General features: G+C 65.5%; 17 protein-coding genes. 3 read left to right on the plus strand and 14 right to left on the minus strand.

What is annotated here, in order from left to right:
* Positions 1 to 121: 121 nt before the first annotated feature.
* Positions 122 to 709: a hypothetical protein gene (locus HQ354_RS05865; protein ID WP_167675673.1), complete on the minus strand. Its 588-nt coding sequence runs from the start codon at positions 707 to 709 to the stop codon at positions 122 to 124.
* A gap of 186 nt (positions 710 to 895) precedes the next feature.
* Complete coding sequence (locus HQ354_RS05870; protein ID WP_005248460.1) at positions 896 to 1,099, minus strand: cold-shock protein; 204 nt, start codon at positions 1,097 to 1,099, stop codon at positions 896 to 898.
* A 581-nt stretch (positions 1,100 to 1,680) separates the two neighbouring features.
* On the opposite strand from HQ354_RS05870, the gene HQ354_RS05875 reads away from it, so the two are divergent.
* Positions 1,681 to 3,948 carry a DEAD/DEAH box helicase gene (locus HQ354_RS05875; protein ID WP_261768528.1) on the plus strand — a complete coding sequence of 756 codons (2,268 nt, stop codon included), beginning with the start codon at positions 1,681 to 1,683 and terminating at the stop codon, positions 3,946 to 3,948.
* 138 nt (positions 3,949 to 4,086) lie between these two features.
* Positions 4,087 to 4,620: a MaoC family dehydratase N-terminal domain-containing protein gene (locus HQ354_RS05880; RefSeq protein ID WP_068426555.1), complete on the plus strand. Its 534-nt coding sequence runs from the start codon at positions 4,087 to 4,089 to the stop codon at positions 4,618 to 4,620.
* 1 nt (position 4,621) lies between these two features.
* On the opposite strand, the gene HQ354_RS05885 is transcribed toward HQ354_RS05880, so the two are convergent.
* The 7 genes from HQ354_RS05885 to ssd all read right to left on the minus strand — a co-directional run bounded on the left by HQ354_RS05885 (position 4,622) and on the right by ssd (position 9,178).
* Positions 4,622 to 4,969 (minus strand): Rv3654c family TadE-like protein, encoded by a 348-nt coding sequence (locus tag HQ354_RS05885; protein WP_068426557.1) that lies wholly within the window; start codon positions 4,967 to 4,969, stop codon positions 4,622 to 4,624.
* Entirely contained in the window at positions 4,953 to 5,252 is a 300-nt protein-coding gene (locus HQ354_RS05890; RefSeq protein ID WP_068426559.1) for a TadE family type IV pilus minor pilin, read from the minus strand. Before HQ354_RS05890 ends, HQ354_RS05885 begins: the two co-directional genes overlap by 17 nt.
* A 20-nt stretch (positions 5,253 to 5,272) precedes the next feature.
* Positions 5,273 to 5,476, minus strand: a complete 204-nt coding sequence (locus HQ354_RS05895; RefSeq protein ID WP_068426563.1) for a DUF4244 domain-containing protein — start codon at positions 5,474 to 5,476, stop codon at positions 5,273 to 5,275.
* Positions 5,477 to 5,539: 63 nt separating this feature from the next.
* Positions 5,540 to 6,109, minus strand: coding sequence for a type II secretion system F family protein (locus tag HQ354_RS05900; protein WP_068426564.1), 570 nt, complete (start codon positions 6,107 to 6,109; stop codon positions 5,540 to 5,542).
* The gene (locus HQ354_RS05905; protein WP_068426565.1) at positions 6,109 to 6,906 is read right to left on the minus strand and encodes a type II secretion system F family protein; all 798 of its coding nucleotides are present in this window, start codon (positions 6,904 to 6,906) and stop codon (positions 6,109 to 6,111) included. Before HQ354_RS05905 ends, HQ354_RS05900 begins: the two co-directional genes overlap by 1 nt.
* On the minus strand, positions 6,903 to 8,078 hold the full coding sequence (locus HQ354_RS05910) for a TadA family conjugal transfer-associated ATPase (RefSeq protein ID WP_084423775.1): 1,176 nt from the start codon (positions 8,076 to 8,078) through the stop codon (positions 6,903 to 6,905). The genes HQ354_RS05905 and HQ354_RS05910 overlap by 4 nt, the downstream gene beginning before the upstream one ends.
* The gene (gene ssd, locus HQ354_RS05915; protein ID WP_222634418.1) at positions 8,075 to 9,178 is read right to left on the minus strand and encodes a septum site-determining protein Ssd; all 1,104 of its coding nucleotides are present in this window, start codon (positions 9,176 to 9,178) and stop codon (positions 8,075 to 8,077) included. Before ssd ends, HQ354_RS05910 begins: the two co-directional genes overlap by 4 nt.
* 407 nt (positions 9,179 to 9,585) lie before the next feature.
* On the opposite strand from ssd, the gene HQ354_RS05920 reads away from it, so the two are divergent.
* Complete coding sequence (locus HQ354_RS05920) at positions 9,586 to 10,419, plus strand: HAD family phosphatase (RefSeq protein WP_068426691.1); 834 nt, start codon at positions 9,586 to 9,588, stop codon at positions 10,417 to 10,419.
* A 381-nt stretch (positions 10,420 to 10,800) separates the two neighbouring features.
* Here HQ354_RS05920 and HQ354_RS05925 read toward each other — a convergent pair whose 3' ends face one another.
* The 5 genes from HQ354_RS05925 to HQ354_RS05945 form a co-directional block, all read right to left on the minus strand.
* Positions 10,801 to 11,550: an oxidoreductase gene (locus tag HQ354_RS05925; protein ID WP_068426574.1), complete on the minus strand. Its 750-nt coding sequence runs from the start codon at positions 11,548 to 11,550 to the stop codon at positions 10,801 to 10,803.
* Positions 11,551 to 11,612: 62 nt separating this feature from the next.
* Complete coding sequence (locus tag HQ354_RS05930) at positions 11,613 to 13,337, minus strand: ABC transporter ATP-binding protein (RefSeq protein ID WP_068426576.1); 1,725 nt, start codon at positions 13,335 to 13,337, stop codon at positions 11,613 to 11,615.
* Entirely contained in the window at positions 13,334 to 14,296 is a 963-nt protein-coding gene (locus tag HQ354_RS05935; protein WP_068426578.1) for an ABC transporter permease, read from the minus strand. Before HQ354_RS05935 ends, HQ354_RS05930 begins: the two co-directional genes overlap by 4 nt.
* Positions 14,289 to 15,215 (minus strand): ABC transporter permease, encoded by a 927-nt coding sequence (locus HQ354_RS05940; RefSeq protein WP_068426581.1) that lies wholly within the window; start codon positions 15,213 to 15,215, stop codon positions 14,289 to 14,291. The genes HQ354_RS05935 and HQ354_RS05940 overlap by 8 nt, the downstream gene beginning before the upstream one ends.
* Before the next feature lie 127 nt (positions 15,216 to 15,342).
* Positions 15,343 to 16,971 (minus strand): ABC transporter substrate-binding protein, encoded by a 1,629-nt coding sequence (locus HQ354_RS05945; RefSeq protein ID WP_114330464.1) that lies wholly within the window; start codon positions 16,969 to 16,971, stop codon positions 15,343 to 15,345.
* Positions 16,972 to 16,983: the final 12 nt, after the last annotated feature.

Here is a 16,983-nt window from a genome sequence, read left to right on the forward strand (position 1 = left end):
GCGTTCCCGACAGTCGATCTGCGGGAATTGTCTTCCTCATCAATCCGACAATTTTGCCGGTGCGTCTGGTAACAGAGTGGCATACGCCGTCAAAACACTGTCAGATCAGCTGCGGATTCGCCTACTCGGCACGTGGCCAGCTGGCGCGTGCGGTGTCGTTCCGGGGCGGCATTCCGACGTTCTCCACCAGCCTCGACAGACGCCGACGCCCCGTGACGCGTAGCCCCGGCATGGAACCACGAGTACCGATCAGCGTCGGAGCGATACCGGCACGCATCAGTGCCTGAGCGAGAGGCGCATGCGTGTCCGGCGCGTGCGGATCGAGGCCGAGCACGTAGCGCTCGCCGTCGGCCTCGGGACGGCCGGCAGCCAGAACCCACGCGCGGAGCTCGCGCGCGCCCGGCACCCAACCAGGAGGCATGGACTTCACCGCGCCTTTGGTCCACTGGGACGCCAGCGCGGACAACTCGGCCACGGACGCCGTCCGCACGAGGGGACGATCCTCCTCCGAGCGACCGATCTCGGCGACGAGTCCACACTCGGCGATCAGATCCGAGATGGCGTCCGCGCGCCATTCGTCGTCGACGACCACGGAGATCCGAGCACCCGCGCCCGACAGAACGACGTGACCGGTCGACGCCAGCAACCCGCTCAAGTCCGTCACCGACGGCGGCAGCGACTCGGCCGAGAAGAACGACAACTGGTTCACAGTGTGGACAGTAGGACATCGGGTCGAGTCACGACGTCCGATGCGCACGTGTCCGCACACCGAAACCGAAAGACTCTGCGATACCCACGAAACGACTCATCCCCCTCACCGCTCGGCAGAGCCGACACGTGTGAGGGGGATGAGTTTCGTCGATTCGACTCGCCGTGCAGGCGAGCGGATTCGAAATCAGACCGCGCGAACGCCGGTCGCCTGGGGCCCCTTGGTTCCCTGGCCGACCTCGAACTCGACGCGCTGGTTCTCCTCGAGGGTGCGGAAGCCGCTGCCCTGGATCTCGGAGTAGTGAACGAAAACGTCAGCGGAGCCGTCTTCTGGTGCGATGAATCCAAAGCCCTTTTCGGCGTTGAACCACTTCACAGTTCCCTGTGCCATGCTTTTCCTTCTCTTTCTAACACCGGATGCGATGGACAGCACTTACAGTCCACCGGGCCGGTTCCGACCGTTGTACTTCCTGATTTTCCCCCTCAGCAGAACCCCTGCAAGAACAGAGACCCCCTCAGGAAACGCTCCAAAAGCACAGCGCTCGCAACATCGATCCTGCGAGCGTGAAAACGAACACAGAAGCTGCGACCACGTCAAGTCAACCACGACTTGCGGTTTTCCAACAGTCGAAAATGGCAGTTTTCGCCAATTTTGTTGATCTTGAGGACCGTGACAACGCCCGTTGCATCGTTCACCGCCTCCCACCTGGGCCGACGCCCGGCCGCCACACGCCTCGAATCGGGCTGGCGATAGCATGAAAACCGCAGGTCGCGGGCCTGGCCGACGCGGCACGCAGTTTCGAGTGAGCATGGAGAGCATCAGTGACCCAACCGGATCCGTCGAACAGGGGTCATTCGAACGAATGCACCCCGAGCACGCCGGTCGATGGCGGGCAGCCCACTCCCGCTGCCGGTTACGGCCGCGCGCTTCTCGATCGTGTTCTCGCCGGCACTCCTTCGGGAGAGCAGCCACTGACACACGTCGCCGAACTCCCCGGGCAGGAAGCCCAAATAGTCGACTGGCCAACATGGTTGAAGTCCGAAGTACAAGCGACGCTGCGTGATCGTGGGATCCCACGCCCCTGGAGTCATCAGGTCCGCGCCGCAACCCTCGCCAGCGAAGGTCATCACGTTGTCCTGTCAACAGGCACAGCGTCGGGAAAGTCTCTGGCATACCAGATGCCGATTCTGACGACCCTTCTCGACGACGCGCGGGCGACCGCGTTGTACCTGGCTCCGACGAAGGCGCTCGGCGCAGATCAACTTCGCAACACCATTTCGATCACGGACGAGTTACGCGCTGATGCACCGGAACTGGCCGATGTCTTCCCCAGCGCGTACGACGGCGACACCCCGATCGAAATCCGGCAGTGGGCCCGAGCCAACGCGCGGTGGATCTTCACCAACCCCGACATGGTCCACATCGGAATCCTCGGCGCTCACGAGCGCTGGTCCCGGTTCCTGCGGAATCTGCGCTACGTCGTCGTCGACGAATGCCACTACTACCGTGGCGTCTTCGGCTCCAACGTCGCTCTGATCCTGCGGCGTCTTCGACGCGTGTGTGCGCGTTACGGCGCGTCCCCCGTCTTCGTGCTCGCCAGCGCCACCACGTCCGATCCCGGCGCCGCGGCGTCGCGTCTCGTCGGCGCCCCATGTGAGGAGGTGACCGAGGACGGGTCGCCGCACGGGCCACGGACGGTCGCACTGTGGGAACCGCCGCTACTGAAGGAGATCACCGGCGAGAACGGTGCCCCCGTACGAAGATCGGCGGGTGCAGAAGCGTCGCGCATCATGGCGGATCTCGTCGTGGAGGGCGCTCGCACACTGACTTTCGTCCGATCACGGCGCGGAGCGGAGGTCACCGCGTTGGGCACGCAGCGGTTCCTGGCCGACGTCGATCGCGACCTGCCCGCCCGCGTCGCCGCGTACCGCGCCGGGTACCTCGCGGAGGACCGTCGCAAGCTGGAATCCGATCTGTCCGACGGCACTCTTCTCGGTGTGGCGACGACCAACGCTCTCGAATTGGGTGTCGACATAGCGGGTCTCGACGCCGTGGTCGTCGCAGGTTTTCCCGGCACGGTTGCGTCGTTCTGGCAGCAGGCGGGCCGCTCGGGCCGACGCGGTGAAGGATCGCTCGTCGCGCTCGTCGCACGAGACGATCCACTCGACACGTATCTCGTGCACAATCCCGGTGCTTTGCTCGACAAGCCGATCGAGGCAACGGTCACCGACCCGACGAACCCCTACCTCCTCGGACCTCAGATACTCTGCGCTGCAGCCGAACTGCCGATCACCGCCGCGGAAGCCGACGAGTTCGACGCCGAGGCAGTACTCGCCGAACTCGTCGCAGACGGGCTGCTGCGCAAACGCCCGCACGGGTGGTTCATCACACCGGAAGGCGAGAAATACGCACCGCACTCGTCGGTGAACATTCGGGGCGGGAGCGGCACCGAGGTCGCGATCGTCGACGGCGAAACCGGACGCATGCTCGGCACCGTCGACGCCGGAAGAGCCCCTGCCACAGTCCATCCCGGCGCTGTACACATTCACCAGGGCGAATCCTTCGTCGTCGACGATCTGAATCTCGAAGACGGTCTCGCGCTGGTACATCCGGAGCAGCCAGACTGGAACACCTCTGCGCGAGAGACGACGGACATCTCGGTGACGGCCGTGCATTCGCAAGCCATGCTGGGTGAGGTGACGCTCGCGCTGGTTCAGGTGAACGTCACCCATCAGGTGATCGGGTATCTGCGTCGACTGCACTCGGGTGAGGTGCTCGATTCCGTCGAACTCGACATGCCCGAGCAGACCTTGGACACGCGCGCGGTCATGTACACGATCACGCCGGAACTGCTGATCGAGCGTGGCGTGTCGCCCGAACGCTTCCCGGGGTCGTTGCACGCGGCCGAGCATGCCGCGATCGGTCTGTTACCGCTCGTCGCGACGTGCGACCGTTGGGACATCGGCGGTGTGTCGACGGCGCTGCACCCCGACACCGGATTGCCGACGGTGTTCGTCTACGACGGGTACGACGGCGGCGCCGGATTCGCCGAACGAGGCCACCGCGCATTCCGCGACTGGCTGGAGGCGACGAGAGATGCGATCGAGTCCTGCGAATGCCGAACGGGGTGCCCCTCGTGCGTGCAATCTCCGAAGTGCGGCAACGGCAACGACCCGCTCGACAAAGCAGGCGCCATCGTGGTTCTGCAGGCGGTACTCGACGCACTTCCCACCAGGTGACGAACCCGACCCTGTGATGACGAACCACACGAGAACCGGGCCTTTCGTTGGGACCCAGCAAAGACTTTCTCCACTGCCCCACCAAATTGGTTCGAGGCTGCTGGACTAGTAGAATCGCAGAGTCGAAAGGTTCAGCACATGTCGACGGTATCGATAAGCCCCTCAGCCACCGGCCACATTCTCGACAGGGTCGGAGCGCATCATGTCGTGAGCTTCACCTACGAGATCGGTAGGGAGAAGATCAAGGAATTCGCCCGTGCCGTGCAGGACGATCACCTGACGCATTTCGACGACGGCGCCGGTCGCGAACTCGGTCACGACGGCGTCATAGCACCCGTCACGTTCGTCAGCGTCATCGGCACTGCCGTACTTCCCGAGCTGTTCGAGAACCTGCTCATCGGCTACGGCATCGGCGACATCCTGCATACCGATCAGCAGATCAAGCTCCACCGTCCGCTCCGAGCAGGCGACGTACTGTCCAGCGACCTCAGTCTCGAGTCGTTCCGGCAGTCGGGCGGCAGCGACATCATGGTCACCGCCAACGACATCACGGACGCGTCCGGTGAGCTCGTCGCCACGACGAAAACCACCTTCGTCGCGCGCACCGGCGGTAACCCGGAGAGCGAGAATTTCCAAGGTGTACTCGACGGGGTTCTGCGCCAGGGAGGGTAGGTCACGCCGGCCCCGCCCGCGCCGCGGCGGTGGCGTCGCGCACCCCGAAACGCCCGAGCGGCAACGTGATCGACACTTCCACCACGACATCCCACCCGTCGACGGTGCAGTCGACCAACGTGGCCTCCGCACGCTCGACGACGTCTGCTGCCGCGGCACACGCGTCGGCGATTCCGAGATCGAGAGCCGATGCCGCCGCGAGCGCGGACAGGTCCGCCGCCGACTGCGCCCGGTGTCGCCCGCTGATTGCGGATCCGACGTGGACGATCGCGATCACGACGACCACCAACGCCGCCACCGCCAGAGCCGCGAGGACTGTCACGCCCCCGTCGTCACGATCCATCGTCATCCGCCGATTCGATCGCCGCGACAGCCTGCGCGCTGACCGTCAACCCGGGTAGAGCCGTGTCCGCCTCGACACGCACCGTCACGAACCCGCCTGTCGAGGTGACGGTCACCCGCGCCTCGTCCGGCGCCAGATCCACCGTCGACACCGTGTCGCCACGAGCGACGAGCCGTGCCGTCTCGCGTGCCGCATCCACACATCGAACATGCAGCGAGACAGCAAGAATCGCGCCGATGCACATCACGACGACAGCGACGATGGACGCGACCGCGATCGCCGCCTCCACCGTCGCGCCGCCGTCATCGGCTACACGGACGTGTTGAGCGCCTTGTCGATGATTCCCGTCAGTGTGCCCACGATGGAATCGCCCGTCACGACGGTGTACAGAATAGCTCCGAACGCAGCGGCGGCGATGGTACCGATCGCGTATTCGGCCGTGGACATTCCGTCGTCTGCGACGGCTGCAACGACGATGCGTGCCCTCGCCTCTCGAATGATGTTCCCCAACATGGTGTTCCCCCTCCTCGTTCTCCGAGACGGCGGCCCCGTCCCGGAAGTCTGTTACCCCGGCCTTCACAGAAGACCCCCACCCAGCACGGTGCGCGCGAGCCCCACGACGACCGGAACGATGCCCAGGCACACGAACGCGGGCAGAAAACACAGCCCGAGCGGGCCGCTGATCAGCACCCCGGCGCGTTCGGTCGCGGCTGCAGCCGCATCCTCGGCTTGCGCGCGCCTCTCGTCGGCGAGTTCCGCGATACCGTCGGCCAGCGACGCACCTGACCGCGCCGATCGTCGGGCCATCCGTGCCAACGACTCGATGTCCGGCTCGGCCTCCACCGGGGCCCAGGCCGCGTCGGCGTCGGCGCCCAGGACCAGGAGATCCGCAGTGGTGCGCAATGCCGTCCCGAGAGGCTCCGGGGCGGTGTCGGCCACTGCCGCCGCAGCGGTTCCGACCGGCAACCCGCCACGAAGACACGCCGCAAGCAAGTCGAAAGTCGCTGCCACGGAGTGAGAATCGGCGACGGCCACCGGTTCGGCATCGCCCGGTGCCGGGCCGTCCTTCCCGAGACGCCCGAGAGGTGAGGTGGACGCGGGCAGGACGAGCAGCGCCGACGCGGCGCACACCGCAGCCGTCCACATCACCGGACGACCCTGCCGGTGATGGCGTCGGACCACAGCAGTCCAGCGCAGACCAGAGCCGAGCCCACGACCAGCAGCACTCCCCCGAGCCCACCGCCCAGGAGCACGCCGAGCGGTTCGGCTCCCATCAACTGCCCGAGGAGAACCCCGACGACAGGCAGACAGGCGAGCACGGTGGCCGTGGCTCGTGCGCCGGCGAGCCCGGACGTCACTCGATCGCGAAAGCGTCGGCGCGCGGATATGTCCGACCGCGCGGCGGCGAGCAAACCGGCAAGTCCGAGGCCGTATTCGTCGGCGACCTTCCACACGGTGGACAGTCGTGAAAGCTCCTTCGTCAGAACCGAATCCGTGATCGCGAGCCCTGCATGAGCATGCCCGCCGAGTCTCGCACGTCCCGCGGCCCGGCCGAATGCGACCGCCGCGTCGCCGCTGCCCTCGTCGGCAGCGGCCGCGCAGGCGAGCGCCGGATGGGATCCGACGCTCAACTCGCCGATGACGACGTCGAGACCTGCTGCGAGCGAATCGATCTCGACGCGTCGAGCGCGGTCTCGTAGGGCGCGTCGACGACGCACGACGAGAGTGCTCGCGACGACAGCGGTCGCACAGACTGCGCTGACACCGCCGACGAGATAGGTCGACACCAGGAGCGCCACCGCCCCCGATCCCACCGCGACCCTGCGCGAGATGCCGCCCGCCTTCGCGACCTCAGTCGGTCTGCGCAGCAACAACACTCGCCGTCGCGGCCCTGGCAGAACGACGACGGCCGCTGCACAGACAGCGAACGCAAGGGCGCTCATGTCGTTCTCCGTTCGACCATGGCGTCGAACAGTTCTCGGCCTCGGTCGACGTGGCCATGTACGCTCCATGCGGGAACGATGGTCACCGCGCCGTCGGCATCCGGCACGACGACGGCTATCTCGCGCAATCGGCGTGCACCGTCGTGCGCGCGATGCACGTGCAGGACGACCTGAACGGCCGCCGCGAGTTGACTGTGCAGCGCGCCGCGGTCCATACCACCCAGTGCAGCAAGGGCTTCCAGCCGCGGTGGTACCTCGGCAGGCGAATTGGCGTGAATGGTTCCGGCACCACCGTCGTGACCGGTGTTGAGTGCCGTCAACAGGTCGACGACCTCGGCGCCGCGGACCTCACCGACGACGAGTCGGTCGGGCCGCATGCGCAGCGCCTGTCGGACGAGTTGGCGGACCGTCACCTCGCCGATGCCCTCGACGTTCGGCGCGCGCGCCACCAGTCGCACCACGTGTGGATGTGCAGGCGCCAGTTCCGCGGCATCCTCGACGCAGACGATGCGCTCGGTGGGTGCTACCTCGCCGAGGAGGGCCGCGAGCATCGTCGTCTTTCCTGCACCTGTGCCCCCGACGACGAGGAACGCCAGACGCGCGGCGATCATGCGTCGCAACAGCACCAGCGCATCGGACGTGATCGCTCCGCGTGCCGCCAACGCGTCCAGACCCTGCGTCGTCGGACGCAACACGCGCAGCGACAAGCATGTGCCTCCCCGGGCGATCGGCGCGAGAACGGCGTGCAGACGAACACCGAACGTCCCGTCGCCCACTCCGGGCAACTGGCCGTCGACCCACGGCTGCGCGTCGTCCAATCGACGCCCCGCCGACAGGGCCAAACGCTGCGCGAGGCGCCGGACGGCAGCGTCGTCCGCGAATCGAACTGCACTGCGCTCCAAACCTTCTCCTCGATCCACCCACACCTCGTGCGGTGATGTGACCAGTACGTCCGCGACACGAGGATCGACCAGCAGCGTTTCGAGCGGACCCGCGCCGGTCAGTTCGGTCTGAAGCACCCGGAGAGCGTCGAGAAGATCGGTGTCTCCGATGACCCCGCCCGCTTCGATGCGCACCGCACTCGCGACGAGCGCAGGAGTGGGATCCTCCGCCGAACTCGCCAATCGCTCACGGACGCGATCGAGCAGTTCGGCAGTGACGACGGTCGTCATGCTGCCCACCGGCCACTTCGAGGCCGCCGGCCGAATGTCGTAAGGATGTCCTCGGCAGCCACGCGCAACGCCGATCGCCGTCCGAGTACGATGCCTCCACGCTCGACACGCTGGGCCAGGCCTGCGTCGGGCCGCATCGTCGCCAGCAACGGCAGCCCGAGGTTGTCGGCCACATCCACGCCGCGGATGCCACCCGGCGACGGGCCGCGCACGACGAGGCCGACGTTCGTGTTGCGCGAGGTCACGTACGCCGCGACCGTCTGGGCGCTCGCGACAGCGCCGATGTCGGCCGTCACCACGAGAACTACCAGGTCGGCCGCGTCGAGAAGCGCGTCGCTGTGCACTCCTGGATGTCGAGGAACGTCGCACACGACGAGATCGCCTGCCGTCCGACCCGCGTCGACGACGGCTTCGCACGCACGCGCGTCGATGTGGTCCGTCGCGTGACCGGCCGCCAACACCGACAGCCCGTTCACCGACGGGAGCGCACCGTGCAAGGCCTCCGCCGTGACGCGCCCGCCCTCGACGGCGAGCCCCGGCCACCGCAGTCCCTGCACGTCCTCCCAGCCGAGCAGCAGATCGAGACCACCGCCGAAGGCGTCGCCGTCGACGAGCAGCGTTCGTGTGCCGTGCGCCGCGGAGGTCGACGCGAGAGCCGCAGCGAGCGTCGACGCACCGGCTCCTCCGCGGCCACCGATCACGGCGATGGCACCGCCGTCCCCGTCGCGATCACGTGCGTGTGCGGTGAGGACACGTATCAGAGCGTGTTCGTCGTTCGGGAGGCCGAACACGCTGGTCGCACCGACCGATGTTGCGGCGCGCCAGTGTTCGACGTCGGGCTCTCCCCGGGACAGGACGACGACGCCGTCACGCCGCGGGAGCCGGCCCGAGAGCACCTCGGCCGTGTGCGCCGGGTCGAGCAACACGACGTGCGCCCGGTCCCAGTCGAGGCGCCCAGGAGGGGTCGGCCCCTCCGTCGAATCGTGCTCGTGGACAGTGCACTCCGCGGCCGCGGCGACACGAAGCGCATCCGCTCGCAGGACTGCGTCCGCGGTCAGCAGCAGGACCACCCGCGGACGCACAGTCGGTTCTTGTTCCATGAGCGAAGAGACTGCGTGATCTGCGGGCCGTCGCCAAGACTCTTTCCGAGATTGTGGATGAATTCGGGGGCTGTGGATGAATTACTGGACGGTGGTACCACTACCGGCACGAGCGCACTACCGACTGGTAAGTCCGGTTACCGCACAACAGAATCCGCACACCAGGACGAGATGACTGGGCGACACAGGGCCCGAAACAGAGGACGACCCTCGCCAGGGGGGGAGGAGGCGAGGGTCGTCGTCTAGTTCAGCCCCGGGGGGTCGGGCTGAACTCGTCCGAACCGAATCGGACTGCATCAATACTACACCCGGCCAAGGCGCTGTTTGCAAGTTCAAGTTTCATGTTTTCCACCGGTAGTTTCGCTCGAGACATCGGCGAGACACGTCAGCCCTCTATTGTGAGGACCGTGACCACCAGCGCCGGCGCCGACGACGCCGAATCACCTCGCCCTGCCGGAAGAATTGCCGCATTCTTCGACTTGGACAAGACAATTATCGCCAAGTCGAGCACGCTTGCATTCAGCAAGCCGTTCTTCGATCAAGGTCTCATCAACCGACGTGCAGTACTGAAGAGTAGCTACGCGCAGTTTCTGTTCCTCCTCTCCGGAGCAGATCACGATCAGATGGAACGGATGCGCGCTCATATCGCCGCCATGAGCGCCGGCTGGGACGTCGAGCAGATCAGGTCCATCGTCGCGGAAACGTTGCACGACATAGTCGATCCGCTGGTGTTCGCCGAGGCGACCGAACTCATCGCCGATCACAAACTGCGGGGCCACGACGTCGTCGTGGTGTCCGCGTCCGGGGAGGAGATCGTCGCCCCGATCGCGGAGATGCTGGGAGCGGACATCAGCACCGCGACGCGCATGGAAGTCGTCGATGGCCGATACAACGGGACGGTCGAGTTCTACTGCTACGGCGAAGGCAAGGTCGAAGCGATGAAGGAACTCGCCGCGGCCCGAAACTACGATTTGGCACAATGTTTCGCCTATTCGGACTCGATGACGGATCTACCGATGCTGCACGCCGTCGGACATCCGACTGCGGTCAACCCGGATCGCGCTCTGCGCAAGGAAGCGGCGACACAGGGCTGGCCCATCCTCACTTTCTCGAATCCCGTATCCTTGCGCGCCCGGATTCAGGCACCGTCGGGCACGGCCGTTGCGGCAAGTGCCGCAGTGGGTTTCGGTGCTGTGATAGCCGGTGCGGTCACCTACGGATTGCTCCGAAGAAAAGGCTGACAACCCCTTGATGTGAGCCGCACCACAGGGTAGAAAAGAAGCACGGAGAAACGGAAGGCCAAGATCGATCCGGAAGAGAAGGTTCGCTCTCCCGACCCGGACTCCCAGCACGGACATCAGGTACCCACGCGGAGCGCGCCGCTGACATGGCAGAAGCGCTGTGGGCCTGCGAGATTCGGTAGGCGGCAGCAAGAACCCTGCACCGGTTGCAGGGATGACCTCCCTCCTCACCGAACCGGCGCCGAGGCCTCGCGATCCCAGATCGCCACAGCCCACCTATGCACGCTTGGTAACCGGATAGTCCGTGCTGACGGGCGGCGACGCCGACTTTCACAGTCGGCATCGCCGCCTTTCACGTGAGCGGGTGGGCGCGGGACGAGATCAGCTCGCCGACGCGTCGGCGATCGACGTCGCTTCCGCAGCTCCGGCTTCGAGTGCGCCGCAGCACAACATGATCCAACTTCCGACGCCCGTCGCGGTGCCTGCCGAGAAACCGACTGCCCCGTCGCGGTACGCCTGGGATCGACGCATCCAGCTGACCTCGGGGACACCGAGATTGTGCGGATCGAGTCCAGACGCCGTCGCGACCAACCGCGACGCTGCACGGGCCACGATGCCGTCGGCTGTGCCGAAAGGCTTCAGCGTCAACAACTCCCCGTGCACGATCGCCGCGATGACGGGTGCGGGTGCGGACGTTCCGCCGGTGACCAGCTGGGCGAGGAGGTCGAGTCGTTCACCGATGCTGTCGCCTTCACGCGGCCGACCCAGCAGGGAGTCGTCGGTGACGAGATCGGCAGCCGCGAGTAGATGAAGTCGGGCGAGTGCCTGCAGCGGTGCTCGCTTCCACACCGCCAGCATGTTCTGCAACGCGTCGCCGTCGAGTGCCGACGCCACACGCAGCGAGCCGGCGAGGACGGGGTCGCCTTCCTCCCCTTCACGTGGGAAGTCCATGGAACCGCCCTCGAGCGCGGACGACGACCGCGCGGCGCGGACCGCGGCTTCTGCGGCGGTCGCAGGCCATCCGCGTCGATTCGTCTTGTGCCGATGCACGGCGCCCAGCGCGTCGCGGGCACGCTCGGCCGCGTCGGCGATGCCGGGGAGTTCCAGAAGCGGGGCCAGGGGGTCCGTCACGACACACGACGCTACCTGGGCAGGAGCGGAGCCTGCGGAGTGACCCGCAGGCTCCGTCCGTCTCACGCCCCGAGGGGAATGGATCCACCCGGGATGGCAGCGAGTAGACGCTGCGTGTATTCCTGCTTCGGGTTGTCGAAGACCTCGTCCGTCTTGGCCGCCTCGACGATCTCACCCGACCGCATGACGAGGACGTCGTCGGCGATCTGGCGTACGACGGCCAGGTCGTGGGTGATGAAGAGGTACGTCAGCCCCAACTCGGACTGCAGGTCGTTGAGCAGTTCCAGGATCTGGGCCTGCACCAGCACGTCGAGGGCGGATACCGCCTCGTCGCACACCACCATTTCCGGCTGCAGAGCCAACGCACGCGCGATTGCGACACGTTGACGCTGACCACCGGACAGCTCGTTCGGGAACCGCCGCATCACCGATGCGGGCAGCGAGACCTTGTCGAGCAGATCCCGTACGCGCGCTTCGCGTTCCTTCTTGGTTCCGACCCGGTGGGTACGAAGCGGTTCCTCGATGGTCCGGTAGATCGAGTACATCGGATCGAGCGACCCGTACGGGTTCTGGAAGATCGGCTGCACGCGGCGACGGAAGGCGAAGGCCTCCTTGTTGCCGAGACCTGCGACGTCGCGTCCGTCGAACTTCACGGAGCCCTCGGTCGGTTCGAGCAGGCCCAGAACCATCTGTGCGACAGTCGATTTGCCCGATCCGGACTCGCCGACGATGGCCGTCGTCGTGCCGCGCTGGACCGTGAACGACACATCCTTGACGGCTGTGAACAGCGACGACTTGAACGGACTGCCACCACGTAGCTTGAACTGCTTGGTCAGCTTGTCGACGACGAGGACCGTGCTCTTCTCCGGCTCGAACGCAGTTCCCGCTGCCGTCTCCTCGGCGGCGACCTCCTCGGCCACCTCCTTGGCGTGCTCGACGATGTCCTTGCGGGCGACCGACGACGTCAGCCGCTGCGACGCCAGGGACGGCGCCGCGGAGACCAGCTTCTTCGTGTACGGGTGCTGCGGATTCTGCAGGATCTCCAGTGCCGGACCGGATTCCACGATCCGCCCCTTGCTCATCACGACGAGGTGCTCGGCGCGCTCGGCCGCGAGGCCGAGATCGTGCGTGATGAGCAGCACGGCGGTGCCGAGGTCCTTGGTCAAGCCCTCGAGGTGATCGAGGATCTGCCGTTGGACCGTCACATCGAGTGCGGACGTCGGCTCGTCGGCGATCAACAGTTTCGGACGCGCCGACAAGCCGATCGCGATGAGCGCACGCTGACGCATACCTCCGGAGAACTCGTGTGGGTACTGGTTGACGCGCTTCTCCGACTCGGAGAGGCCCGCCTCGTCCAGCAGTTCGATCGCCCGCGCCTTCGCCGCCTTGCCCTTCGCGATGTTGTTGGCGGCCAACGCCTCCTCGATCTGGAAACCGATCTTCCACACCGGGTTGAGGTTGGACATCGGATCCTGCGGGACGAGACCGATCTGGCTTCCACGGACCTCGACGAAGTCTTTCTCCTTCGCCTGAGCGAGATCCTTCCCGTCGAACCAGATCTCGCCTGCCGTCACCTTTCCGGTACCGGGCAGCAAGTTGATGATGGAGTGCGCCGTCGTCGACTTGCCCGACCCGGACTCGCCGACGATCGCGACCGTCTGCCCCGGGTACACCGTCAGGCTGACGCCCCGAACTGCCGGCACCGGGCCGGAATTCGACTGGAACGACACCTCGAGATTCTTGATGTCCAGCAGCGGCTGCTCGATGTTCTCGGTTTCGATGCTCATCGCTTACGTGCCTTCGGGTCGAGAGCGTCGCGCAAGGCGTCGCCCATCATGATGAATCCCAGCACCGTGATCGCCAGTGCGGCAGCGGGATAGAACAGAATGGTCGATCCCTGACGGAGGGTCACCTGCGCGGCACTGATGTCACCGCCCCAGGACACCTCGGTCGGAGGGAGGCCGATACCGAGGAACGACAGCGTCGCCTCGGCGACGATGAACGTACCGAGCGAGATCGTCGTGATGACGATGATCGGCGCCATCGAATTCGGCAGCACGTGCCGAATCAGCGTGCGCACCTTCGATACTCCGAGAGCGCGCGACGCCATCACGTAGTCGTTGTTCTTCGCTGCGAGGACGGCACCTCGGGTGATACGGGCCATCTGCGGCCAACCGAACAGCGCGAGGACCAGAATCACCGTCCAGATGGTGCGGTCGGTGAACAGCTGCATCAGCACGATGGCCGCGAGGATCAGCGGCACACCGAAGAAGATGTCCGTCAGACGCGACAGCAGCGAATCGGCCCAGCCGCCGTAGAACCCTGCGAACGAACCGAACAGGACGCCGATGACGAGCACGAGGAACGTCACGCCGACGCCGGTGAGCACCGACGCGCGGGCGCCGAAGATGGTGCGGGCGTAGATGTCACAGCCCTGGCGGTCGAATCCGAAGATGTGCCCGGACTGCGGTCCCTGCATGCTGAAGTCGAGATTGCAGTAGCGCGGGTCCGTGCTGGTGAACAGACTCGGGAACGCGGCGACGACGATCACCGCGAGAATGATGACCGCCGACACGATGAAGATCGGGCGCTTGCGCAGACTGCGCCACGCGTCGCGCCAGATGCTCGACGGCGTCTCGTCGATGCTGACGGCATCGGTCTGGCTGACGTCGACGACGTCGTCCTTCTCGACGAAACGTGCTTGGCGGACTGCGCGTCCCGCCTGCGGTGTAGTTGACTCAGGCATAGCGGATCCTTGGGTCGAGCGCTGCATAGAGGAGATCGACGACGAGGTTCGCGAGGAGATACACGACGATCAGAACGGTCACGAACGAGACCACCGTCGGCGCTTCGCCCCGGATGACGGCCTGATAGATCGTGCCGCCGACACCGTTGATGTTGAAGATTCCCTCGGTGATGATCGCGCCGCCCATCAATGCGGCGAGGTCGGCGCCGAGGAACGTGACGACCGGGATGAGCGAGTTGCGGAGCACGTGCACGTTGACGACGCGGCTGCGCGACAAGCCTTTTGCCGTCGACGTGCGGACGAAGTCGGCGTTCAAGTTCTCCGCCACCGACGTCCGCGTCAGACGCACCACGTACGCGAACGACACCGCACCGAGCACGAAGGCGGGTAGCAACAGGTTCTTGAAACTCGTGTTGCCACCGACGGTGGGCGGGACGATGCCCCATTTGATGCCGATGAAGAACTGCGCGAGGAAGCCGATGACGAAGATCGGCACGGCGATGATGACGAGGCTGACGACGAGGACCGTCGAGTCGAACAACTTGCCCTTGCGCAGGCCTGCGATCAGACCGAAGCCGACGCCGAACACACCCTCGATGACGAGAGCCATCGCCGCGAGCTTGGCGGTGATCGGAAATGCTTGAACGAGAACTTCACTGACCGGGCGGCCCGAGAACGACATTCCGAAGTCGAACGTGAAAATGCCCTTCAGATACAGCAGATACTGCACGATGAACGGCTGGTCGAGGTTGTAGCGGGCACGAAGCTGGTCGGCGACGGCCGGGCTGATGGCTTTGTCTCCCGCGAGCGCTGCAATGGGGTCGCCGGGAAGCAGAAAGACCATGGCATAGATCAGAAATGTTGCCCCGATGAAGACGGGGATCATCTGAAGTAATCGGCGTCCGATGTACCAAAGCATCGGATCACCTCCTTCGAGAAAAGGCGGACGTCACCGAGACGACGTGAATTCGGGGGAAGCACACGAGCAGGGCGGTAGGTGAAGACCTACCGCCCTGCTCGGTCTCATGAGGATGGAGCTACTTCGATCAGTTCTTCTCGATCGCGTAGTAGATCGGGATACCGTCCCAGCCGATCTGAACGTTGCTCACGTTCTCGGACCAACCGCTGGCCGCGTTGCGGTACCAGTTGGGGACCGCGGGCAGGTCGTTCAGAAGAATCGACTGAGCCTGGTTGATCAGGTCCTGCGCCTTGTCCTTGTCGGTCTCGCTGGCCGACTCGCGGAGCAGACGGTCGAACTCGGGGTTCGAGTAGTCACCGTCGTTGGAGCTGCCGCCGGTCTGGTAGTTCTGCGCCAGGAAGCCGTACTGCTGCGGGTAGTCACCCTGCCAGCCCGAACGGAATGCCGTCGGGATGGTGCGGTTGGTGGCTTCGGTACGCAGCTGCGCGAACGTCGGGTACGGGGCGCCCTGCGCCTCGATACCGAGGGTGTTGCGGATGCTGTTGGTGACAGCGTCGACCCATTCCTGGTGTCCGCCATCGGAGTTGTACGCGATGGCGAACGTGCCGGACCACGGTGCGATCGCGTCGGCCCGTGCCCAGAGTTCCTTGGCGCCTTCGGGGTCGTACTCGACGTTTCCTTCGTTCTCGAGCGAGTCCGTGTATCCCTCGATGGCCGGGCTGGTGAAGTCCTTGGCCGGGGTACGGGTGTTGTTGAAGATCTGCTCGGTGATCTGGTCGCGGTTGATCGCCTTGGAGATCGCCTGACGACGCAGAACACCTTCTTCACCGCCGAAGTGCGCGAGGCGGCCCGGGATGGTGAACGTCTCGATGCTGGCCGACGGCTGGTTCACCGTGCGGTCCGGCAGGTCGGTCTCGAACGTCGTCACAGCAGAGGACGGGACGTTGTCGAGAACGTCGACGTTGTTCGACAGCAGATCCGTGTACGCGGTGTCGAGGTTGCTGTACAGGATGAAGTTGATGCCGCCGTTGACGGGCTTGCGGTTGCCGTCGTAGTCCGGGTTGGTGACCAGGTCGATGCGGACGTTGTGCTGCCATGCACCTTCCTGCGCGAACTTGTACGGGCCGTTGCCGATCGGGTTCTCGCCGAACGCAGCCATATCGGCGTAGGCGACCTCGGGCAGCGGGTAGTACGCGGCGAAACCGAGACGATCCGGGAACGCAGCTTCGGGCTGCTTCAGCTGAATCGTGAACGTCTTGTCGTCGACGACCTGGAGACCGGACATCGTCTGAACCGTCGGGTTCTCGGCCGCGACCTCGTCGTAGCCCTGGATGGGATCGAAGAACGAACCCTGAAGCTGCGCGTTGGTGGACAGCGCGCCGTAGTTCCACGCGTCGACGAAGGACTTCGCCGTGACCGGGGAGCCGTCGGTGAACGTCCAGCCGTCCTTCAGCGTGACGGTGTAGTTCTGGCCGTCGGTCGTGTCGATGGACTCGGCGACTTCGTTCTCGACGCCGCCTTCCGGCGTGTACGAGACGAGACCGGCGAAGATGGAGTCGACGACGCGTCCGCCGGTGTTCTCGCTGGTGTTGGTGGGAACGAGCGGGTTCTGCGGCTCACCGCTCCATGCGTTGACGATCGCGGAACCATCACCGGATCCACCGCCGCTGGACGAGTCACTCGACGAGCACGCTGTCACCAGCGCGGCTCCTACGACGACCGCAACCGCGGCAGTCGCGATGCGCGTTCTACGCAAAGCAAATCCTCT

The sequence above is a fragment of the Rhodococcus sp. BP-261 genome, assembly GCF_019835205.1.
GTDB lineage: Bacteria > Actinomycetota > Actinomycetes > Mycobacteriales > Mycobacteriaceae > Rhodococcoides > Rhodococcoides kyotonensis_B.

Coding starts and splice junctions, on each gene's coding strand:
- HQ354_RS05870 (WP_005248460.1), bottom strand. CDS start 1,099: ATGGCACAGGGAACTGTGAAGTGGTTCAACGCCGAAAAGGGCTTTGGA.
- HQ354_RS05880 (WP_068426555.1), top strand. CDS start 4,087: ATGTCGACGGTATCGATAAGCCCCTCAGCCACCGGCCACATTCTCGAC.
- HQ354_RS05885 (WP_068426557.1), bottom strand. CDS start 4,969: ATGACGATGGATCGTGACGACGGGGGCGTGACAGTCCTCGCGGCTCTG.
- HQ354_RS05895 (WP_068426563.1), bottom strand. CDS start 5,476: ATGTTGGGGAACATCATTCGAGAGGCGAGGGCACGCATCGTCGTTGCA.
- HQ354_RS05900 (WP_068426564.1), bottom strand. CDS start 6,109: ATGTGGACGGCTGCGGTGTGCGCCGCGTCGGCGCTGCTCGTCCTGCCC.
- HQ354_RS05905 (WP_068426565.1), bottom strand. CDS start 6,906: ATGAGCGCCCTTGCGTTCGCTGTCTGTGCAGCGGCCGTCGTCGTTCTG.
- HQ354_RS05910 (WP_084423775.1), bottom strand. CDS start 8,078: ATGACGACCGTCGTCACTGCCGAACTGCTCGATCGCGTCCGTGAGCGA.
- ssd (WP_222634418.1), bottom strand. CDS start 9,178: ATGGAACAAGAACCGACTGTGCGTCCGCGGGTGGTCCTGCTGCTGACC.
- HQ354_RS05930 (WP_068426576.1), bottom strand. CDS start 13,337: ATGAGCATCGAAACCGAGAACATCGAGCAGCCGCTGCTGGACATCAAG.
- HQ354_RS05935 (WP_068426578.1), bottom strand. CDS start 14,296: ATGCCTGAGTCAACTACACCGCAGGCGGGACGCGCAGTCCGCCAAGCA.
- HQ354_RS05940 (WP_068426581.1), bottom strand. CDS start 15,215: ATGCTTTGGTACATCGGACGCCGATTACTTCAGATGATCCCCGTCTTC.